Raw genomic sequence first — 21503 nt, 5'->3', positions numbered from 1 at the left:
GGTACGCGCGATCGTGTCCGCCGTCGGTCATCAGGACGACGATTGGCTCGGACAGAGGACGTGTTGGGCACGGCATGCGCAGTTCAGGGCCGACGCGTTGCCTGCTTCCCCACTTTTTTCCGATTTGGATGCTGGTGATGAATACTGCAACGCGTGACCGGGTCGACGCCCACGATGCCCATGACTCGCAGGACGAGGGGGTCTACGTTTTTGTCTATGGCACGCTGCGTGCCGGCGAAATCAACGACGTGTCGTATGCCGCCGAGCGACACGGCATCGAGGCGCCGGTCTATGTCGGCACCACATCACTCGGCGGGCGGCTGTACGATTTCGGGGACTATCCGGGCATGGTGCTCGACGCCACGGCGTGCGACGGCCACAGCGCAGGCCGCGTCACTGGCGACGTCTATCGCATCGCAACGGCACTGGTCCCCGTGCTCGACGAGATCGAAGCCGTGTATCCGGGCGAGGCGGGGTTGTTCGTTCGAGACATGCGCGAGGTCGCCTGTGACGGCGCGACCTACGCTTGCATCGTCTATCCGGTGAGCGAATCGGCGGTCCACGCATTGCCGCAGATTGCCGATGGAGACTGGGTCAAGTATCGTCGCGCGCGCGACGCCAACGCGGCGTAATCCTGGTGTAGCCGTGGTGTCGCTGCGGCACGGCTGTGACAGCGCGAGCGACATGCGCTATTGAGTCTCGACGGATTGCCGCGGCATCGATGCTCGAAAGCGGAATGGATTGAGCGAGGTGCCGACGTCACGACACCGATGCCAGGAACATATGCGCAATGGCCTCGTACCAGTGACGCTGCACCTCGTCCGTGAAGCCGGTTTCTGCCGCCCAGGCTGCTTCGGTGGGCAGCCGGGGCATCAGCCAGAGAAATCCGATCATCACCAGATTGGCCGCGAGTCCGCTCCAGATCACGATGCGGCTGATGCGATAGCCGTAGACCTCCGTGAGCACCGACGCAAAGAGGTAAGCAAACGGGAAGCTGATGAGGGCGGCCGAGAATGTCAGCCGCAACGGCTCGTCGCCGACCGACCAGGGCAGCGCGACCTCGCATACGCGAGCGCCCAATGCGTTCGAGATCAGCAGGAAGCTCACGAAGGCGATCGCAAGCACGATGACGGCGGGCGTCATGCGCGTGGCCTGGCGTGCGGCGAGCGCTGAGGGCAGCGAGGCAGGGGAGATCGTCGAGGTCATTGGCGAATGGTGCGCAGATTGGTGAGGGCGATGGCATGTGTGGAGCGCACGGGATTGATATCGAGTCCGTAACGCCGCGTGAAGCGTGCGCCGACTGCCAGTCGCGTTGGCGCGCATCGCGTGAGCACGTCACTGAAGAGCGTATCTACGCAGTGCTCGATCAGCATCGCGCTATCGCGAAACGACAGGACGTACGCGAGCAGTGCGCGGCGACAGATCGGCGCGCCGGTATAGTCGAACCAGACGGTTCCGTAGTCGACGCCGCCGGTGAGCGGGCATCGCACGCTCAACAGGTCGGAGACCAGGCATTCGCGAATCGGCGAGGCCAGCGCGCCATCGGCGTCGCTGGCGAGGCAAAGGGCATGAGCCTGCACGCCACCGCGTATCACGCTGACCGGCGCGAGGTCGAGACTCTCCGTGCCCGGCCCGCAGGCGGCCGTGGTGCGAACGGCTTGCCTGACCGGTGTCGTGCGCACCAGGACATACGCTTGCAGGCAGCGCGATAATTCGCCCGCCACGTGCGCTTCCAGCGCGTCGGGAGATTCGAAGCATCGCTCGCGCAACGTCAGGAAATAGCGTTGCGCGTCCGACATCTCCAGCGTGTACGGGGAATCGCACGGAATCACGATTTCCGCCACGGCGATCTGGGGGCGCTCATGCATGTCGAGCCAAGCGACCTCATAGTGATTCCATAGGTCGTAACCGCGTGGCACCACGGCGGGCGATGCGTGCAGTGAGGTCGTCTGGGCGGGAGGGCGGGTGCGGAGAATCGGATGAATGACGGTCTGGTGAGTGAGAGGTCGCCCGTCGGACGGAGGGCGGACCTCGCGAGGAGAGACGGCGCGTGAATCGTGATACGTCATGAGTATGAAATCTCCGATCGATCGGTCAGTCACCATAGCGCGCGACCACTTGCTTGCTCAATGCGCCGATTCCGAAAATGGACCGTGCGTGACCCGCCATGGCGGGCGATACGGGTTGACGATGAACGCCACTGTGCCGTTGCCGCCATGTCCGATTTTGACCAGCAGGCCTGGCGTCGATGTGGGACGATTCACGCGTTCCCATTCTTCCCGGCGGCCAACCGTGCCGTCATGCCGACTATGCGTTCGTCCGACATTGCCCGTTTGCTGACGCTCTCCGCCATCTGGGGCGCGAGCTTTCTTTTCATGCGCATCATCGTCCCTGTGCTCGGGCCGCTGCCCACGGCGTTCCTTCGCGTGACCCTGGGCGCCATCGGTCTGGCGGTCATCCTGCTGGTCATGCGCGTGCGCTGGGAGTTCAAGGGGCGGCTCGGGGCGTCGATGCTGCTCGGCGTCATCAATTCCGGCATTCCGTTCGCGATGTACTGCCTCGCCGCGCGCGTGCTCCCGGCCGGTTACTCGGCGATTCTCAACGCAACCACGCCGTTGATGGGCGTCATCATCGGCACGTTGTTCTTCCGTGAGCGCCTGACGGGAGCCAAGGGGTTGGGCGTGTTGCTCGGGCTTGTCGGCGTGGCCGTATTGACGCGGGCCGGACCGGTCACGATGTCGGGGCCGGTGGTCATTGGGGCGTTGGCGTGTCTCGTCGCCACGTCCTGCTATGGCCTGGCGGGCTATCTGACCAAACGCTGGATTTCCGACCGGGGCGGCCTCGATGCGAAGCTGGTCGCCTTCGGCAGCCAACTGGGGGCGGCCGTCGTGCTGCTGCCGTTCTTCGGCTACGTGTCGGCAACGTCCGGCATTCCCGGCCCGGCGACCGGCGGCGTCTGGGCCGCAATGGCCGCACTCGGCTTCCTTTGCAGCGCGGTGGCCTACATGATGTTCTTCCGCCTGATCGCGGATCTGGGCCCGTTGCGCTCGCTGACCGTGACGTTTCTCATTCCGCCGTTCGGTGTGCTGTGGGGCGCCTTGTTCCTGAATGAAGCGGTCACGATGGCGCACGTTGTCGGCGGCTGTTTCATCGCGCTCGCCGTGTGGTTCGTATGCAAGCCGCCCAGGGCGGCGACGGCAGCCCGTCGGGCCGCATCGTAACCACCGCGCCCGCGCCTGTTCGCGAGGTTGCAAAGCCGGGACTCGCCGTCACCGGCTTTTTTCATGATGTGGAATGATCTTGCGGTGCGTAAAAATTTGCGCTGCTCGGCACAACGATGCCATTTCAGAACGGAAAATATCGTTTCGCATCAAGAAATAAAGTTCATATACTATTGATTTTTATAGTTAAAAAATTTTACTCCATGCCGTGGTTCGTTCTGTTGCGTTGCGTGAAAAATCCCTAAACTCTTATACAAGACATGCCGGTTTCAAGCCGCACAGGCAGTCAGGCGTCACCGCTTTATTTGTATCGAGAAACCAGGAGAGATCATCATGACGACACGTCAAGACCAGGTGAAGCAACTCGAGCAGGATTGGGCGAACAATCCGCGCTGGCAGGGCATCAAGCGTGGCTACTCGGCCGAAGACGTGGTGCGCCTGCGCGGATCGATCCAGCCTGAACAAACACTCGCCCGCCGCGGTGCAGAGCGCCTGTGGCAAATGATCAACGACGAGCCGTTTGTGAACGCCCTGGGCGCGCTGACCGGCAATCAGGCCATGCAACAGGTCAAGGCCGGTCTCAAGGCGATTTATCTGTCAGGCTGGCAGGTCGCCGGCGACGCGAACATGGCGGGTGAAATGTACCCCGACCAATCGCTGTATCCGGCCAATTCGGTGCCGCAAGTCGTGCGCCGCATCAACAACACCTTCACGCGGGCCGATCAGATCCAATGGTCGGAAGGCAAGAACCCGGGCGACGAAGGCTATATCGATTACTTCGCCCCGATCGTGGCGGACGCCGAAGCCGGCTTCGGCGGCGTGCTCAACGCCTTCGAACTGATGAAGGCGATGATCGAAGCGGGCGCCGGCGGTGTGCACTTCGAAGATCAGCTCGCGTCGGTCAAGAAGTGCGGTCACATGGGTGGCAAGGTGCTCGTGCCGACGCGCGAAGCCGTGGCCAAGCTGGTGGCGGCGCGACTGGCGGCCGACGTGCTCGGCGTGCCGACCGTCCTGATCGCCCGGACCGATGCCGAAGCAGCAGACCTGATCACCGCTGACGTCGATCCGATCGATCAGCCGTTCTGCACCGGCGAGCGCACGGTCGAAGGCTTCTACCGCACGCGCAATGGCCTCGATCAGGCGATTGCCCGTGGTCTGGCTTACGCGCCGTACGTCGATCTGGTGTGGTGCGAGACCGGCAAGCCCGATCTCGAATTCGCCAGGCAATTTGCCGAGGGGATTCACAAGCACTTCCCCGGCAAAATGCTTTCGTATAACTGCTCGCCGTCGTTCAACTGGAAGAAGAACCTCGACGATGCGACCATCGGCAAGTTCCAGAAGGAACTCGGCGCCATGGGCTACAAGTTCCAGTTCATCACGCTGGCCGGCTTCCACAGCCTGAACTACTCGATGTTCAACCTGGCGCATGGCTATGCCCGTCGTCAGATGAGCGCCTTCGTGGAGTTGCAGGAAGCCGAATTCGCGGCGGCGGACAAGGGCTTCACCGCGGTGAAGCACCAGCGCGAGGTGGGTACGGGCTACTTCGATGCTGTTACGCAGACGATTGAGCGTGACGCATCGACCACGGCCCTGAAGGGTTCGACGGAGGACGAACAGTTCTTCGACGAGAAGAAGGCAAAGGTCAAGGCAGCCTGACCGGGCTGAGGGAGGGCGCGGTGCGCCCGCCAGCGACGATGCGCGTGGGGGCACATCGTCAGCCGGCGGTGCGACATCGCGCTATGACCGCGCGTCCGGCCTATCCGGCCGGGGCGGCCCTGACTGCGGTCCCGTCGCGGTGAGGGTGCCATGCACGCCTGAACGAGAGGAGGCTCGTGAGCGTATCCCGCTCACGGGCCTTTTTTCATGTTCGATCGAGTTGCCGCGAATGGATCAGCGGTAGACGAGCACCGGAATCTTGGAGTGCACGAGAACACGTTGCGTCTCGCTGCCAAGCAGCAGGCTGGTCAGCCCGCGCCGTCCGTGGGAGGCCATCAGGATGACATCGCATCCGTGACGTTGCGCCGCGTCGATGATGCCGAGATAAGGCGCCGGGAAGGTGGAGCTGTCGCGCTCGAACGGCACGCCCGCCGCCGCGGCGGCTTCGGCCAGCTTGTCGAGGTGTGCGCATGCCTCTTCGGCAATGCGCTCGCTGAAAGTGGCCGGCGCTTCCAGTACATACTCGCTGAAGGGCGAATACGGATACTCCGCGAGGCAGCAATAGCCCGTCACCTTCGCGCCGAGCGCGCGCGCCAGTTCGAGTCCGCCCGTGACCGCCTTTTCGGAAAGCTCCGAGCCGTCGGTCGGAATGAGGATGTGGGTAAACAGCATATGACCTCCCGCAGTTGGCGTTGCTGAACACGCGTTCACAGGCTCGCGCAGGTATCACGGTCTTGCACCCCGTCCGCTGTCCCGAGACATCCGGTGCCAGTCAGGGCCATGTCTCGCCCTCAAGCCTGCGCATTGCCAGCGGACCCTTCGTTTCGATTCTATGGCTTTGGCGCGACGCAACAACGGGGGCAAACCCGATAGTCCCGATAGGGCGGTGATCCCTCGGGTCCCCTCACGCCCCCTCACGCCCCCTCACGCCCCCTCACGCCCCCTCACGCCCCCTCGCACCGCGACGCGCCGCCGCTCAGACGGCCGCGCCGTGCGGCGCGATGGGCGCCGCGTCATCTCGCCAGTAGACCGAACTGCTGTAGTGGTGCTTGAGATGGTCGATGAACAGGCGTACGCGCAGCGGCAGGTGACGGCGTTGCGGGAACACGGCATGAATGCCGATGGGCGGCGCGGCAAAGTCGTCGAGCACGCTCATGAGCCGGCCCGCGCGGATATCGTCGCCCACCTCCCACCACGAGCGCCATGCGAGGCCGTAGCCGTCCAGGCACCAGTCGTGCAGTACCGCACCGTCGGTGCATTCCATGGTGCCGTTCACGCGGATGGTCACGACCTTGCCGTCCTGCGAGAAGGTCCAGCCGCGCTGCTGGTTGGCGGTAGATCCGAAGGCGAGGCAATTGTGACGCGCGAGGGCGTCGAGCGATTCGGGCCGTCCGTGTCGTGCGAGATACCCCGGCGACGCCACGCACACGCGCCGGTTCTCGCCCAGCCGCAGCGATACGAGGCTCGAATCGGGCAACTCGCCCAGCCGGATCGCGCAATCGAAGCCTTCGTTGACCAGATCGACGAGACGGTCGGAGAGGTCGAGCGTGACCGTGACGTCTGGATGCGATTCGATGAACACCGGCAGCAGCGGGGCGACGTGCCGTCGCCCGAACCCGGCCGGTGCCGAGAGCCGCAGATGGCCGCTGGCCTTGACCCCGCCCGCCGATACGGCGGCCTCGGCGTTGTGCATCTCGTTGAGAATGCGTTGGCAGTCCTCGAGAAACGCCGATCCCTCGAACGTGAGCGTGACCCGCCGCGTCGTGCGCACGAGCAGCTTCACGCCCAAGCGGGACTCGAGCGCGTCGATGCGCCGCCCGATCACGGCCGGCGCCACGCCTTCGAGCGCTGCGGCCGCCGACAGACTCCCCTTGGCGGCCACGGCGACGAACGTTTCGATTTGTTTGAAGCGATCCACGCGGCGGATTATGTACTAAAAAGTCAAAGATAAAGTGATTTTTGTGCGCTTTTATGGCGATTGCTATCAATAATACAATTGGCAGGCAATGACAAGTGATATTGAGTGATACCCAGCTTATGGCTTCGCGTATTCAGGCAGTGATTTTTGATGCTTACGGCACATTGTTCGACGTGTACTCCGTCGCGGCGGCCGCCGAGCAGCAGTTCCCGGGACGCGGGGCGGCGCTTGCTGAGCTGTGGCGGGCCAAGCAGATCGAATACACGCAACTGCGCTCGCTCTCGGGCCCGCGCGGCGAACGCTACCGTCCGTTCTGGGACATCACCGTCGACGCGTTGCGCTACGCTGCGGCGCGTCTGAATCTCACGCTCTCGCCTGTCGCCGAGAAGCGCCTGATGGACGAATACACCTGCCTGTCGGTCTTCCCCGAAAACCCGTCCGTGCTGCGCGCGTTGCGTGCAATGGGTCTCAGGCTCGGCGTGCTTTCGAATGGCGATCCCCGCATGCTCGACGTCGGCCTGAAGAGCGCTGGGATCAAGGATCTGTTCGAGCATGTGCTGTCGGTCGACGCGGTACGCAAATTCAAGACCGCCCCGGAGGCCTATCAACTCGGCCCCGACGCGTTCGGCTTGCCTGCCGACGCCATCGTTTTCGTCTCCAGCAACGGCTGGGACGCGGCCGGTGCCACCTGGTTCGGTTACCCGACGTTTTGGGTCAACCGGGCCGGGCTGCCGGTCGAACAGCTCGGCGTCACGCCGCAAGGGATGGGGCGCGACATGCGCGACTTGCAGCGGTTCGTCGAGGTAGTGACGGGAGCGCGCGCCTGACGCCCAACGCGGTGTGAGGCCTGGTGCAAAGCCCCTGAAGTTCTTCCTTGCGGCGCACTCCCTTATATAAATGAAGATCGTTGGAGATCCCTGATGTCCCTGATTCTGCCCCCCGGCATGCAATTGCATGTTGATGCCAGCACCGATATTCGTTCTGAGTACGAAGCGATCCTGACCCCCGAGGCACTCGCTTTCATCGCCAAGCTGCACCGCGCCTTTGAACCGCGCCGTCAGGCACTACTTGCGGCCCGCGCGGACCGCGCCGCACGACTCGACGCCGGCGAAGTGCCCGATTTCCTGCCCGAGACGCAAGCGATCCGCGACGGCGACTGGCGCATCGCACCGTTGCCGGCGGCGTTGCAATGCCGTCGTGTGGAAATCACGGGGCCGGTCGAGCGCAAGATGATCATCAACGCGCTGAACTCGGGGGCGGACAGCTACATGACCGACTTCGAGGACTCGAACACGCCGAACTGGCATAACCAGTTGCAAGGGCATATCAACGTGCGCGACGCCGTGCGCGGCACCATCAGTCTCGAACAGAACGGCAAGCGTTACGCCTTGAACGACAAGGTCGCCACGCTGATCGTACGTCCGCGCGGCTGGCATCTCGACGAGAAGCACGTGAGCGTGGACGGTGTGCGCATGTCAGGCAGCCTGTTCGACTTCGGCCTGCATGTGTTCCATAACGCGAAGGCGTCGCTCGAGCGCGGCTTCGGGCCTTACTACTATCTGCCGAAGCTGGAGAGCCACCTCGAGGCGCGTCTGTGGAACGACGTGTTCGTGCTCGCCCAAAACGAACTGGGCCTGGCGCAGGGCACGATCAAGGCGACCGTGCTCGTCGAGACGATTCTCGCCGCGTTCGAAATGGACGAGATTCTGTATGAACTGCGCGAGCACAGCGCGGGCCTGAACGCCGGCCGCTGGGATTACATCTTCTCGTGCATCAAGAAGTTCAAGGTCGATGCCGACTTCTGCCTGGCCGATCGCAGTCGCATCACCATGACGGTGCCGTTCATGCGGGCCTACGCGCTGCTGCTGCTCAAGACGTGTCACCGCCGCAATGCGCCTGCCATTGGCGGCATGAGCGCGTTGATTCCGATCAAGCACGATCCGCAAGCGAACGAGCGGGCGATGGCCGGCATTCGCGGCGACAAGGCGCGCGACGCCGCCGACGGTTACGACGGCGGCTGGGTGGCACACCCAGGGCTCGTGCCCGTGGCGATGGAGGAGTTCGTGAAGGTGCTGGGCGAGCGTCCGAACCAGATCGACAAGCAACGCGACGATGTGACGGTTTCGGGCCGTGACCTGCTGACGTTCCAGCCGGAAGCGCCGATTACCGAGGCGGGGCTGCGCAACAACATCAATGTCGGCATCCACTACCTGGGATCCTGGCTGGCGGGCAATGGCTGCGTGCCGATTCACAACCTGATGGAAGATGCGGCAACGGCCGAGATCTCTCGCTCGCAGGTGTGGCAGTGGATCCGCTCGCCGAAGGGCAAGCTCGACGACGGCCGCAAGGTCACCGCCGAGCTGGTGCGCGAGCTGATTGCGCAAGAGCTTGCCAATGTGAAAGCACTCGTGGGGCAAGTGGCGCCGACGTATGATCGCGCGGCCGTCATCTTCGAACAGATGAGCACCAGCGACGACTTTGTCGAGTTCCTTACGCTGCCGCTGTACGAAGTGGTTTGAAGCGTGATGAAGGGCTCCGATGGGGGGCTGAAACGGTCTGACTAGGCTTGAGTCGAAATCACGCCCTTATCGTGACTCGGTGATCGCATCGCTGTACGAATGGGACGATGGCAACATCGTTCCATTTCGTTTTGAGCGCGCGCTTTGTCTTGTCTTGGGTGCCGCGCTACACTGAACGTCGACGGATGGATTCTCGTGCTATTCGCCCGAGTTTCCGTGGTCGGCGTTGCGCTGGGGCGTGACGTTGACACTGCCCAGCCCCGTGTTCAAGTGAGGATGCCGATGTCGCTCGACTTTCCCGATGATGCCGCCCGCAGCCTGCCAAACGGTCCGCGCGCGCAGGCGCTTGTACCGCGGGGGCCTGGCAAGGTCGTAGAGATTCGCCCGGAGACGCTGCGTGGCCTGTACCCGCCGGTCGAGCCTTTCGAGTGCGGCGTGCTCGATGTGGGCAATGGGCACCAAGTGTATTGGGAGCGGTGCGGAAATCCGCGTGGCAAGCCGGCGGTGTTTCTGCACGGCGGTCCCGGAGGCGGTTGCTCGCCGGAGCATCGGCGGTTGTTCGATCCGGCCAAATACTGCATCACGCTGTTCGACCAGCGTGGCTGCGGACGCTCGTTACCGCATGCGAGTCTGGACCACAACACGACGTGGGATCTGGTGGATGACATCGAGCGCTTGCGCGTCAAGTTCGGATACGACCGTTGGTTGGTGTTAGGGGGCTCGTGGGGGAGCACCTTGGCACTGGCCTATGCGCAGGCGCACGTCGACCGAGTCAGCGAATTGATCGTGCGCGGCATTTTCACCGTACGCCGCGACGAGTTGCAGTGGTATTACCAGAAGGGCGCATCGTGGCTGTTTCCGGATCGCTGGGAGTCTTTCCTCGCGCCGATCCCGCTTGAAGAGCGAGGCGATCTGATGCGTGCTTACCAGAAGCGGCTGACTCATCGCGATGAGGCCGTGAGAATCGAGGCGGCGCGGGCATGGAGTGTGTGGGAGGGCAGCACCATCACGCTGCTGCCTGACGACCGTCTTGCCGAAGCGTTCGGCGATCCGCGCTACGCAATTGCGTTCGCTCGCATCGAGAATCATTACTTCGTCAACGATGGCTTTCTCGCGCCGAACCAGTTAATTGATGGTGCGCGCGGCCTGCGCGACATTCCGGGTGTGATCGTCCAGGGCCGTTACGACGTAGCGACCCCTGCCCGCACGGCTTGGGACTTGCACAAGGCGTGGCCGGAGGCGGATTTCTATTGGGCGTCCGACGCCGGACATGCCTTCAACGAGCCCACCATTCTGCACTGGTTGATCGAAGCGACCGATCAGTTTGTGTCGACGCGGTGAGATCGACGGCGTCGTTTGTCGAGCGCGGATTGGCAGTGCTTGCGCCTACGCGTCGGCCTCTTTCGATCCGGCGCGCGTAAGAAAAAACCCCGGCGTTGACCGTTGACGTCAACATCCGGGGTTTTCAGGTATTTGCGCAGGACCGATGTGGCATCGGTCCTGACGGCCTCAGGCCGTTCAGTCGTCGCGACGCTTGTTGAAGCCGCCACCGTTGCGATTGCTGAAGCCACGATCTTGACGCGGGGCGTCGAAGCTGCGCGTGCCGCGATCCTGACGATAGCCGCCTTCGGCGGGGCGCGGAGCGCGACGCTCGAAGCGGTCGGTCGCGCTGCCGTTCGAGAAGCCGTTGCCACCATTACCGCCGTTACCCGCGCCGTTCTGCGGGTAACCCCCTTGGAAGCCATTGCCCTCGCGACGCTCGAACGGGGCACCGGCCGGCTTGTTGCCGCCGAAACGCTGACCGCCCTGATAACCGCCGCTACCGCTGCCGCCGTTACCGGCGCTGCTGGCGTGACGCGGACCGTTGTTGCTCCAGCGGCTGCCGCCGCCGTTGCCTTGACCGTGACGCGGACCATTGCGGCTCGGGCCCGGACGCTTGCCGCCGGCACCGGCCTTCGGTGCGGCACGGCGCGGTTCGAAACCGGCCACGACATTCACCGGCAGCAGTTCACGCGTGTAGCGTTCGATGCGACGCACCGCGCCGATTTCGGCGTGTGCGGCCAGGCTCACGGCCACGCCACGACGACCGGCACGGCCTGTACGGCCGATACGGTGAACGTAGTCTTCCGCAAACTTCGGCAGATCGTAGTTGAACACGTGCGTGATGCCCGGCACGTCGATGCCGCGTGCGGCCACGTCGGTGGCGACCAGCACGCGCACACGACGCTCGCGCAGGGCACGCAGCGTACGGTTACGCACGCCTTGCGGCATATCGCCGTGCAGCGCAGCGCTATCGAAACCGGCTTGTTCGAGCTGGTCGGCGATCAGGTCGGCGTCGCGCTTGGTCGACGTGAACACGATGGCCTGGTCGAGCGAATCGTTGCCGAGCAGGTGTGCGAGCAGGCGATCCTTATGGGCGCGATCGTCCACGTAATGGAGCGTTTGCTCGATGTTGGCGTTGGTGCGCTGGTCGGAGCCGCGCGTGATCTCGATGGTTTCCGGATCGCGCAGCAGACGACGCGTGATTTCGCCCATGCGGCCGTCGATCGTTGCCGAGAACAGCAGCGTCTGACGCGATGCCGGCGTGGCGTCGACGATGGTCTGGATGTCGTCGATGAAGCCCATGTCGAGCATGCGATCGGCTTCGTCGAGCACCAGCATCATCAATTGCGACAGGTCGATTTTGCCGCTGGAGATGTGATCGAGCAGACGGCCCGGCGTCGCCACGATGATCTCGGGCTGCTTCGCCAGCATTTCGAGCTGACGGGGGTAGGGCATACCGCCGAGAATGCTCACCGTGCGCAGGCGGCGCAGTTGCTTGCCGTACGTGTCGGCCGCGGTCGAGACCTGTTGCGCCAGTTCGCGCGTCGGCGTGAGCACAAGCAGCAGCGGCTGGGCGGCCACGCGACGCACGCGCTGGCCCTTGCGGGGCTTTTCGCCCGGCTCTGCCGGCACGTTGCGCGGATGCGCGGCCGGGGCGCGGCTGTTCAGCTCGCCGCTGGCCTGCATTTCCGCGAAGCGGTGGATGGCGGGCAGCATGAAGGCGGCCGTCTTGCCGGAGCCCGTCGGGCTCGACACGAGCAGATCGCGACCGGCGAGCGCGGCGGGAATCGCGCGCTGCTGCACCGGCGTCGGATGGGTATAGCCTGCGGTGGTGAGCGTCGACAGAATCGCCGCGTTCAAGCCGAGTTCGGCGAACGTGGGCTTGCCGTCGTCGCTGGCTGCCGGAGCAGCATCGACAACAATAGCGTTAGCGTTTTCTTCGGACGAAGGGAAATACGTCTGCGCGAGCGCAGACATCTTGGAAGTTTGTTCCATGAAGCCTCTTGCGGATCAAAAAGGTGATGTCGGGGCGTTGGCGCCAATCGGCAAACCCAATTCGTCGCAAGCAGGAAGCAAATCGCGGATGGGGCAGAAAGCGGATCGAAATCCGTATCGTAAGCCAGGGACGGTGGCGGGTCGTTCCTTTATCAGGAGCGCCAGTACCGGCAAGAACTACAGCGGCTTATCACAGGATTGGGGCAAAACGCAGTTTTTCGTCGCCTCGCAGGAAGTCCAATGACGATCCGCGAAGCGAAGCGCGGATTATAGCAGTGTTTTCGGGGAAGTGCACGTTCGGATTTGCACGGAGTGATGGGGCGGTTGCGATGCTCGGCTACGCGGAATGCGGCAAGCTGGCACCGGCCAGGGGCGGGCGACCGTCGGTGCCGCTAGGTGGCTCGCCGCCCACCCGATTACAATAGCGCCATGTCTTCGATTACGCTTCTCGCCCTCGATACCTCGACCGAATTCTGTTCGGTTGCCGTATACCGTCACGATCCCGCCAGCGGTGCCCCGGCCCTTGTGGTCGAGCGCCACCTCGATACCGGCCCGGTCTCCAGCACCCATATTCTGCCCGCCGCGCGCGACGTGCTGCGCGAGGCCGGCGTCACGCTCGCCGAATGCGACGCGATCGCCTTCGGGGCGGGGCCGGGGTCGTTTACCGGGTTGCGCACGGCCTGCGGTGTCGCGCAGGGGTTGGCGTTTGGCGCCGCACTGCCCGTGGTGCCGGTGGGCACGTTGCTCGCGTGTGCCGAAGCGGCGCGCGCATTGCGCGTCGACACACAACGCGTGCTTGTCGCACTCGATGCGCGCATGAATGAGGCCTATTGGGCCGATTACGCCTGGGACAGCGCCACGAACGACTGGCGCGAAGTTCTGCCTGCGTCGCTCGACGCTGCCGAACGGGTGCGCGCACCCGAAGTGGATTTCGTCATCGCGGGCAATGCCGCGCTGGCGTTCGGCGATCGATTGCAGGCAAGCGTGCAGGCGCAGGCGGTCCTGGCCAACGCCATGCCGCGTGCCCGTTACGTCGCAGCGCTCGCGGCCCGCGCCTTCGCGCGGGGCGGCGCCATTCCCGCCGATCAGGCCATGCCGGTCTACATCCGCAACAAGGTGGCGCAAACGACCGCCGAGCGCGAAGCGATCAAGCAGGCCGTGGCCCAGACCGCGAAGGCAAATGCCCCGGAGGTGCCCTGATGCGCCAGACCGGTCCGAACCATTATTCGCCGATGACGCTGGCCGATCTCGACGAGGTCGTAGCCGTCGAAGTGCGCGCGTATCCGTATCCCTGGACCCGCCAGAACTTCGCCGATTCGCTCGACGCCGGGCATCAGGGCGTCTGCCTGCGCGCGGTCGATGGCACACTGCTCGGTTATTTTCTGATGATGCCGGTCGTCGACGAGTCACATTTGCTCAACGTGTGCGTCGAGCCGGAAATGCAGGGCAACGGGCTGGGCGTGCAGTTGCTTGACGAGGTCGTGCGAGTCTCGCGTGCGCAGGGCATGAGCGGCGTATTGCTGGAGGTGCGTCCGTCGAACGTGAGGGCGCTGCGCGTGTACGAGCGTTTCGGATTCGTGCAGATTGGCCGGCGCAAGGGATATTATCCGGCGAGCGGGCGTCGTGAAGACGCCATTGTGATGCGCCTGACGTGGGAGACTGATCGTGCCGTGGCCTAAAGCGATTCTGGAAGAGTTCGGGCTGTGGCCGGTGTGGATGTCGCACGAGGCCGTGGCCCCGGCGGCGACGGCAACGGTAACGGCGATTGACGAGGGCGGCGACGTTGCGACACGCGTCGATGCGGCCGCCCCTCGGGGCGAAGCCCATGCCGACGACCTGCCGCCGTGGGACGTGACGCCGAGCGTCACGCCGGCGATGGCGCGTGCTGCCGGACGCGCCGCGATATCGGGCGAAGTACCCGCGGCCCCTGTCCGCCGTGAGTCGGCACCGGTGCCCGCACCGACATCCGCACCGCGTGGGGCCAGCCGTCACATGGAGGACCTGCCGCCCGACGACAGGCCGATGTGGCTCGACAGCGATGGCAGCGGCGACGGCGACGCGGCCGCCGATGCTGCGCTGTGGTCGATCATGCGCGATGCGGGCGAGGCCGGGGCGCCGTCGCGTCCTGCGCTGCCGGGCGTCGAGACACTGGACTGGGAGGCGCTGACGGAGCGCGTCGCCAATTGCCGCCTGTGCGGCCTGTGCGAAACGCGTACGCAGACGGTCTTCGGCGTGGGCGACCGCGAGGCCGACTGGCTGCTCGTGGGGGAAGCCCCGGGCCAGCAGGAGGATTTGCAGGGCGAGCCGTTCGTGGGGCAGGCGGGCAAGCTGCTCGACAACATGCTGCGCGCCGTGACATTGCAGCGCGGCGAGAACGTGTATATCGCGAACGTCCTCAAGTGCCGTCCGCCGAACAACCGAGATCCCGAAGCGACCGAAGTGGCGAGCTGCGAGCCTTACCTGAAGCGTCAGGTGGCACTGCTCAAGCCGCGCGTGATCGTGGTGATGGGGCGTTTCGCCGCGCAGAGCATTTTGCGCACGCAGGCGAGCATCGCCAGCCTGCGCGGGCGCGTGCATGAATATGAAGGCGTGCCGGTGATCGTGACGTACCATCCGGCTTACCTGTTGCGCAGTTTGCCCGACAAGGCCAAGGCCTGGACCGATTGGTGCCTGGCACGGGCTACCTACGAGGCTGTGTGCGAATCGACTCCCTCCCAGACGCCTACGGCGAACTGATCGAAACGCTGCGCGAGGCGCCGGTGCGCGACCTCGCGTGGCTGCTGTTGTCCGCCGATCTGCTCAGTGCCGCCCGCTTTCCGGCGGCGCTGGCGCAGTTCGACGGCGTGCAGGCGGTGAACGATGTGGCGCGCCAGCCCGACATCGCCGATCCCGTCCCCCATTCCCGAATCCTGCGCGACTGGCTACTGGCCTGCGATGCCGACGTCGAGCCGTTGCGCGACTTTCTTGCGCGCGGCGAAAGTCATCGCCTGGGGCGCTATGCGGAGCAACTGCTGCACTTCGCACTGCTGCACAGTCCTCGCTTCGATCTGCTCGCCGCCGGTTTGCAGGTGCGTGACGCCCGGCGCGGCAATATGACGCTCGGCGAGTGCGATTTCCTGTTGGCCCGGCGCGCCGACCGTCAATTGCTGCATTGGGAGCTGGCGGTGAAGCTGTATCTGTTCGTGCCGCCAGCGACGCCGTCGTCGGGGCTCGACGAACGTGCCGTGCAGTTTCACTGGCTCGGACCGAATCTGGCCGACAGCCTGGCCGACAAGGTGGCGCGGTTGCTCGATCATCAATTGCGCCTGACCACGCTGGACGCAGCGCTTAGCGCATTGCCTATCGCCGGACCGTGGCTGCCGCAGGTCTATCTGAAGGGCTGGCTTTTCCATCCACTCGCGCACGGTGGGCAGTTGCCGGCGGTGGCGTCCGAGGCGCACGGTCGAGGCTGGTGGGCGACGCTCGACGAGTGGTGGGCGCACGCGCAGTCGACACAACGTGCGCCGAGCGCCGCACGCGAACGCACGTGGGCATTGCTGCCGCGCGCGCGTTGGCTGGCCCCCGCGCGCGTCAGCGATTCCTCGGCGCTATCGCTGGCGGCGATGCATACCCGAATCGAGACGCACTGGCGAGAACGCGGCGCCGAGCCGTTGCTCGTCGTGTCGCTGAACCGGCGGGCGGGCGAGGGGGATTGGTTCGAGGAAGAGCGCGGATTTATCGTGCCTGATTTCTGGGCGCCGCGCGCCCGGCATCGCATCGAGGAATTGAGCGAACGGGCCGACGCGGCCGCGCGTCGCGCGCTGGCGCAGAGTGCCGACGACGGCGCGCCGTCGATCTGAGTCGGCGCATTGCGCGTACTGCGAGCATTCAGCGCATTCAGCCCGTTAGCGCCTCACTGCGTCACCCCTTGGACCAGACCGCGTGGAAGTGATGCACGGGGCCGACACCGTGGCCGATGTGCAATGTGTCACTGGCGGCAAGCGCGCCGTTGAGATACGCCTTGGCGTCGCGCACGGTGTCCGACCAGTCGTGGCGGCGGGGTCGCAACGCGGCCAGCGCGGCGGAGAGCGTGCAGCCGGTACCGTGGGTGTTGTGCACGGCGATGCGCGGGGCGGTGAAGCGCTCGACCCCGGTCGCGCTCACGAGCCAGTCCGGGCTGAGATCGCTGGCCAGATGGCCCCCCTTGACCAGCACATGGCGAGCGCCCAGCGCGCGCAGCGCTTGCGCTTGCTGTTCCATCTCGCGTTCGTCGGTCGCGGGCTCGACGCCGAGCAGCGCCGCGGCTTCCGGCAGGTTGGGGGTGATCAGATCCGCCAGCGGCAGCAATTCATCGCGCAATGCGGCGACGGCGTCGGGTTGCAGCAACGCGTGGCCGCTCTTCGAGATCATCACGGTATCGAGCACGACAAAGCGCGGCTTGTACTGCCGCAATCCGGCGGCAACGGCGCGCACGACCTCGGCATTGCCAAGCATGCCCAGCTTGACGGCATCGACCGTCAGATCCTGGAAAACGGCATCCATTTGCGCAGTGACGAAACTCGCCGGCGGCGTGTGGATGGCGGTGACCCCCTGCGTGTTCTGCGCGGTGAGGGCGGTGATCACGCTGGCGCCGTAGGCGCCGAGCGCGGAAAACGTCTTCAGATCGGCTTGGATGCCGGCGCCACCGCTGGAATCCGAGCCGGCAATGGTGAGAACGATGGGAACGGACGACTGACGCGAAGACATATCAATGCTTGATTTCGCCGATGAGCGCGACCGAATCGAATTCGCGCTGATTGGCCTGGTGACGCCGCATGACGAGCCACATCGTGCCCGAGACAAACACGCCGAACAGAATGATGACGACCCCCACCGGCACGTTGAACCAGATCAGCAGCGCGTAGAGGCACAGCATGATGAGCACGGAAAGGTTCTCGTTGAAGTTCTGCACGGCGATGGAATGGCCCGCCGAGAGCAAGACGTGACCGCGATGTTGGAGCAGGGCGTTCATCGGCACCACGAAGAAACCCGCGAGCGCACCGACGATGATGAGGAAGATGTAGGCAACGATCAGGTACAGCGGCACTTTCCAATCGGCGCCCCACGGCAGTAGGTCCTTCGAGAAGAAGGCCATCGCCATCACCGCGATGCCCATGGCGATGCCGACCGGCAGTACTGAGAGTGAACGCTTGAGCGGGATGCGCGAGGCGGCGGCGATGGCGCCGATGGCCACGCCCACCGCGGACACCGCCTGCAGGATGGCGCCTTCCGAGAGCGTCATGCCCAGCGCTTTTTCGGCCCAGCGCAGCACGATGAACTGGAGCGTTGCTCCCGCGCCCCAGAACAGGGTCGTGACGGCGAGCGAGATCTGGCCCAGCTTGTCGCGCCACAGCGTGGTGAAGCAGTCGGCAAAATCGGAGACGAGTCGGATTGGATTACGTTGCTGACGCGCGTAACGCGCGCCCGTGTCGGGGATGCGCAAATTGAACAGCGCGGCAATCACGTAGATGACCATGATGACCACCATCGAGGCCATCGCCGGCGTATTGATGACCTCTGGCGTGCGTTGGAGCACCCATTCGGAAATATGTGGACTGATGAGTGTGCCGCCGAGAACGGTGCCGAGAATGATCGAACTGACCGTCAGCCCCTCGATCCAGCCGTTGGCCGCGACCAGTTTCTCCGCAGGCAGCAATTCGGTGAGAATGCCGTACTTCGCGGGAGAGTAGGCCGCCGCGCCGAAGCCGACTACACCATACGCGATCAGTGGATGCGAGCCGAACAGCATCATCAGGCAGCCCGCGACCTTGATCGAGTTGCTGATGAACATGACCTTGCCCTTGGGCATCGAATCGGCGAAGGCCCCGACGTAGGCGGCGAGAATGACGTAGGAGAGCACGAAGAAGAGCTTGAGCAGCGGCGTCATCCACTGCGGGGAGTGCAGATCTTTCAGGAGCGCGATTGCGGCGATGAGCAATGCATTGTCGGCCAGCGACGAAAAAAACTGCGCGGCCATGATGGTATAAAAGCCTTTCTTCATCGTTCCTTGAGTCGATCCCGTGCTGCGTAAAACTTGCGTGTCTCGGTTGTCGGTATCCGCAGCGCCCGCAACGGGCTTCCCCACGGAAGAAACCGGGCTTAAACATCGGGGTATCGGCGCGCTTCGGCCAATCAACTGTCGTTATTCGGCCGTATATTCGGCCTTGATGCTCCCCGTGTCGGGCGCCCGGTCGCCCTCGGTCTGAGACCGGTCTTGTTATCGGGAGAAAAATTTGGCAAAACAAGTTGTGCGCACGGCTTTATAACACGAAAATATGCCGATGCGTTATGCCGCCAGCCTGTCCTGGCGAGCGTCTCCTTCGATCCCGTGTCCGCTTATGCCTCGTCCAATCAAAGTCTCGATTCACACCGCAGCCCTCGCTCACAATCTCGATGTCGCCCGCCGCAGTGCGCCCCGCGCCAAGGTGTGGGCCGTGGTCAAGGCCAATGCCTACGGGCATGGCATTGAAAACGCGTATCCCGGATTGCGCGACGCCGATGGCTTCGGCCTGCTCGATCTCGACGAGGCCGTGCGTTTGCGCGAACTCGGCTGGGCCGGTCCGATTCTGCTGCTCGAAGGGTTCTTCAAACCCGAAGATCTGGCCGTCGTCGACAAGTATGGTCTGACGACGACCGTGCACAGCGACGAACAACTGCGCATGCTGGAGACCACGCGCCTGAGCAAGCCGCTCAACGTGCAGCTCAAGATGAATTCGGGCATGAACCGTCTCGGCTTTGCCCCCGAGCGATTTCGCGCCGCATGGGAGCGTGCTCGCGCGATTCCCGGCGTGAGCCAGATCGTGCTGATGACTCACTTTTCCGATGCCGACGGTCCGCGCGGCATTGCGTATCAGATGGAAGCGTTCGAGCGTGGCGCATGCGACGTGCCGGGCGAGCGCAGCCTGGCCAACTCGGCCGCCACGCTGTTCCATCCGGAAGCACACGGCGCATGGGTGCGCCCGGGGATCATGCTCTATGGCTCCTCGCCGAAAGGTCTCGAAGTCCCGGCGGCCACGCTTGATCTGCAACCGACCATGACGCTCGAAGCCGAGTTGATCGGTATTCAGGAGGTGCCGGCGGGCGGTACGGTCGGTTACGGTAGCGTATTCACCGCCGAGACGCCGATGCGCGTGGGCACAGTGGCCTGCGGCTATGCCGACGGCTATCCGCGTGTTGCACCCTCGGGCACGCCGATACTGGTCGACGGTGTGCGCACGCGCACCGTGGGCCGCGTGTCGATGGACATGCTGGCCGTCGATCTCACGCCGGTGCCGCAGGCACGCGTGGGTGCGCCTGTCACGTTGTGGGGGCGGGGCCTTTGCATCGACGAGGTCGCAGCGTCGGCCGGCACGCTCGGCTATGAGCTGATGTGTGCCGTGGCGCGCCGCGTGCCGGTGTACGCGAACTGAGCATCAGGACAGGATCGCCACGCATGGCCAAAGCCAAGACTGTCTATATTTGTACCGAATGCGGCGGGCAGACGCCCAAGTGGGCGGGGCAGTGTCCTCACTGCAACGGCTGGAATTCGCTTGTCGAATCGGTGGCGGAAGCGCCGACAGGTCATCGATACCAATCGCTCGCCAAGAGTACGCCCGTGCGCAAGCTCGCGCAGATCGAGGCGGCCGATGTGCCGCGCTTCTCCAGCGGCGTGAGCGAATTCGACCGCGTGCTGGGCGGCGGTCTGGTTGCCGGCGGCGTGGTGCTCATCGGGGGAGATCCCGGGATCGGCAAGTCGACGCTGCTGCTTCAGTCGCTTGCACATCTGGCGCGCGAACGGCGTGCGCTGTATGTGAGCGGCGAAGAATCGGGCGCGCAGATTGCCTTGCGTGCGCAGCGCCTGGGCCTCGGCGCCGCGGGCGAGGGCGGCGGGGAATTGGATTTGCTGGCGGAAATCCAGCTCGAGAAGATTCTGGGCGCCATCGAGTCGGAGAAGCCCGACGTGGTCGTGATCGACTCGATCCAGACGGTCTACTCAGAAGCGCTCAGTTCGGCGCCGGGATCGGTCGCGCAGGTGCGCGAATGCGCGGCGCAACTCACGCGCAGCGCCAAGCAGAGCGGCGTAACGGTGATCATGGTTGGCCACGTAACCAAGGAAGGCAGTCTCGCCGGGCCGCGCGTTCTCGAACACATCGTCGACACGGTGCTGTATTTCGAGGGCGATACGCACTCGTCGTACCGGTTGGTGCGGGCGTTCAAAAATCGCTTCGGTGCCGTCAACGAGTTGGGCGTGTTTGCGATGACGGAGAAAGGCCTGCGCGGCGTGGCGAATCCGTCGGCCTTGTTCCTCTCGCAACATGAGCAAAGCGTGCCGGGCTCGTGCGTGCTCGTCACGCAGGAAGGCACGCGCCCGCTGCTCGTCGAGGTGCAGGCGCTGGTCGACACGGCGCAGGTGCCCAATCCGCGGCGTTTGGCCGTGGGGCTGGAGCAGAACCGGCTGGCCATGTTGCTCGCCGTGATGCATCGTCATGCGGGCATCGCCTGTTTCGATCAGGATGTGTTCCTGAACGCCGTCGGCGGCGTGAAGATCTCGGAGCCGGCGGCCGATCTGGCCGTATTGCTGGCAATTCATTCGTCGCTGCGCAACAAGCCGTTGCCGCGCGGCATCGTGGCATTCGGCGAGGTCGGGCTGGCGGGCGAAATCCGGCCGAGCCCGCGCGGTCAGGATCGTCTCAAGGAAGCCGCCAAACTGGGCTTTTCGATTGCGATCATCCCGAAGGCGAATGCGCCGAAGCAACCCATCGACGGCCTCGAAGTGCATGCCGTCGACCGTTTGGAGCACGCGATTTCCGTCGTGGCGGGGTTGTAGTCGCGCTGGCGCTTGGGGGCGCTCCGGGGCAGGCCTTCTCAAGGCCA

The 21503-nt window shown here is 64.5% G+C and carries 20 protein-coding genes; 13 read left to right on the top strand and 7 right to left on the bottom strand.

Annotated features, from left to right (window positions below; genetic code table 11):
- Positions 1-137 precede the first annotated feature (137 nt).
- Positions 138-632, top strand: coding sequence for a gamma-glutamylcyclotransferase family protein (locus BGP02_RS01955; protein ID WP_083902197.1), 495 nt, complete (start codon positions 138-140; stop codon positions 630-632).
- 127 nt (positions 633-759) lie between these two features.
- On the opposite strand, the gene BGP02_RS01950 is transcribed toward BGP02_RS01955, so the two are convergent.
- Both BGP02_RS01950 and BGP02_RS01945 read right to left on the bottom strand, forming a co-directional pair.
- Positions 760-1206 (bottom strand): VUT family protein, encoded by a 447-nt coding sequence (locus BGP02_RS01950; RefSeq protein WP_286797517.1) that lies wholly within the window; start codon positions 1204-1206, stop codon positions 760-762.
- On the bottom strand, positions 1203-2069 hold the full coding sequence (locus BGP02_RS01945) for an NADPH-dependent 7-cyano-7-deazaguanine reductase QueF (protein WP_261938699.1): 867 nt from the start codon (positions 2067-2069) through the stop codon (positions 1203-1205). The genes BGP02_RS01950 and BGP02_RS01945 overlap by 4 nt, the downstream gene beginning before the upstream one ends.
- Before the next feature lie 240 nt (positions 2070-2309).
- On the opposite strand from BGP02_RS01945, the gene BGP02_RS01940 reads away from it, so the two are divergent.
- On the top strand, positions 2310-3221 hold the full coding sequence (locus BGP02_RS01940) for a DMT family transporter (RefSeq protein WP_039829890.1): 912 nt from the start codon (positions 2310-2312) through the stop codon (positions 3219-3221).
- Positions 3222-3554: 333 nt separating this feature from the next.
- Positions 3555-4877: an isocitrate lyase gene (aceA, locus tag BGP02_RS01935; protein WP_017232259.1), complete on the top strand. Its 1323-nt coding sequence runs from the start codon at positions 3555-3557 to the stop codon at positions 4875-4877.
- 234 nt (positions 4878-5111) lie between these two features.
- On the opposite strand, the gene BGP02_RS01930 is transcribed toward aceA, so the two are convergent.
- Entirely contained in the window at positions 5112-5546 is a 435-nt protein-coding gene (locus tag BGP02_RS01930; RefSeq protein WP_026131659.1) for a universal stress protein, read from the bottom strand.
- Between the two features lie 307 nt (positions 5547-5853).
- Positions 5854-6795: a LysR family transcriptional regulator gene (locus BGP02_RS01925; protein WP_150563538.1), complete on the bottom strand. Its 942-nt coding sequence runs from the start codon at positions 6793-6795 to the stop codon at positions 5854-5856.
- 119 nt (positions 6796-6914) lie between these two features.
- Between BGP02_RS01925 and BGP02_RS01920 the strand changes: the two genes are divergently transcribed.
- The 3 genes from BGP02_RS01920 to pip all read left to right on the top strand — a co-directional run bounded on the left by BGP02_RS01920 (position 6915) and on the right by pip (position 10655).
- Entirely contained in the window at positions 6915-7622 is a 708-nt protein-coding gene (locus tag BGP02_RS01920; protein ID WP_017232256.1) for a haloacid dehalogenase type II, read from the top strand.
- A 93-nt stretch (positions 7623-7715) separates the two neighbouring features.
- Positions 7716-9314: a malate synthase A gene (aceB, locus tag BGP02_RS01915; RefSeq protein WP_268567650.1), complete on the top strand. Its 1599-nt coding sequence runs from the start codon at positions 7716-7718 to the stop codon at positions 9312-9314.
- A gap of 402 nt (positions 9315-9716) precedes the next feature.
- Positions 9717-10655, top strand: a complete 939-nt coding sequence (pip, locus tag BGP02_RS01910; RefSeq protein ID WP_261939879.1) for a prolyl aminopeptidase — start codon at positions 9717-9719, stop codon at positions 10653-10655.
- 177 nt (positions 10656-10832) lie between these two features.
- On the opposite strand, the gene BGP02_RS01905 is transcribed toward pip, so the two are convergent.
- Positions 10833-12632: a DEAD/DEAH box helicase gene (locus BGP02_RS01905; RefSeq protein ID WP_261938696.1), complete on the bottom strand. Its 1800-nt coding sequence runs from the start codon at positions 12630-12632 to the stop codon at positions 10833-10835.
- On the opposite strand from BGP02_RS01905, the gene BGP02_RS01900 reads away from it, so the two are divergent.
- The 5 genes from BGP02_RS01900 (at position 12631) to BGP02_RS01880 (ending at position 16471) form a co-directional block, all read left to right on the top strand.
- Entirely contained in the window at positions 12631-12876 is a 246-nt protein-coding gene (locus BGP02_RS01900; RefSeq protein ID WP_150563536.1) for a hypothetical protein, read from the top strand. The genes BGP02_RS01905 and BGP02_RS01900 overlap by 2 nt on opposite strands.
- A gap of 185 nt (positions 12877-13061) precedes the next feature.
- A complete protein-coding gene (tsaB, locus tag BGP02_RS01895; RefSeq protein ID WP_017232252.1) occupies positions 13062-13832 on the top strand; it encodes a tRNA (adenosine(37)-N6)-threonylcarbamoyltransferase complex dimerization subunit type 1 TsaB in 771 nt (256 codons plus the stop codon).
- Complete coding sequence (rimI, locus tag BGP02_RS01890; RefSeq protein ID WP_017232251.1) at positions 13832-14311, top strand: ribosomal protein S18-alanine N-acetyltransferase; 480 nt, start codon at positions 13832-13834, stop codon at positions 14309-14311. Before tsaB ends, rimI begins: the two co-directional genes overlap by 1 nt.
- Positions 14298-15368 carry a uracil-DNA glycosylase gene (locus tag BGP02_RS01885; RefSeq protein WP_268567652.1) on the top strand — a complete coding sequence of 357 codons (1071 nt, stop codon included), beginning with the start codon at positions 14298-14300 and terminating at the stop codon, positions 15366-15368. The genes rimI and BGP02_RS01885 overlap by 14 nt, the downstream gene beginning before the upstream one ends.
- Positions 15329-16471: a DUF1853 family protein gene (locus BGP02_RS01880; RefSeq protein ID WP_286797507.1), complete on the top strand. Its 1143-nt coding sequence runs from the start codon at positions 15329-15331 to the stop codon at positions 16469-16471. Before BGP02_RS01885 ends, BGP02_RS01880 begins: the two co-directional genes overlap by 40 nt.
- Positions 16472-16532: 61 nt before the next feature.
- Here BGP02_RS01880 and thiD read toward each other — a convergent pair whose 3' ends face one another.
- Together thiD and lplT are read right to left on the bottom strand one after the other, a co-directional pair.
- The gene (gene thiD / locus BGP02_RS01875) at positions 16533-17357 is read right to left on the bottom strand and encodes a bifunctional hydroxymethylpyrimidine kinase/phosphomethylpyrimidine kinase (protein ID WP_261938693.1); all 825 of its coding nucleotides are present in this window, start codon (positions 17355-17357) and stop codon (positions 16533-16535) included.
- Position 17358: 1 nt separating this feature from the next.
- Positions 17359-18651, bottom strand: a complete 1293-nt coding sequence (lplT, locus tag BGP02_RS01870) for a lysophospholipid transporter LplT (RefSeq protein WP_017234102.1) — start codon at positions 18649-18651, stop codon at positions 17359-17361.
- A 337-nt stretch (positions 18652-18988) separates the two neighbouring features.
- Between lplT and alr the strand changes: the two genes are divergently transcribed.
- Both alr and radA read left to right on the top strand, forming a co-directional pair.
- A complete protein-coding gene (gene alr / locus BGP02_RS01865) occupies positions 18989-20059 on the top strand; it encodes an alanine racemase (protein WP_286797504.1) in 1071 nt (356 codons plus the stop codon).
- 23 nt (positions 20060-20082) lie between these two features.
- Entirely contained in the window at positions 20083-21456 is a 1374-nt protein-coding gene (gene radA, locus BGP02_RS01860; protein WP_017234104.1) for a DNA repair protein RadA, read from the top strand.
- The last annotated feature ends 47 nt before the right edge of the window (positions 21457-21503 follow it).

Source organism: Pandoraea sp. 64-18 (assembly GCF_001899225.1).
Lineage (GTDB): Bacteria > Pseudomonadota > Gammaproteobacteria > Burkholderiales > Burkholderiaceae > Pandoraea > Pandoraea cepalis.
The sequence above is the reverse complement of the archived record's forward strand: the minus strand, read 5'-3'. Positions and strand labels throughout refer to the sequence as shown.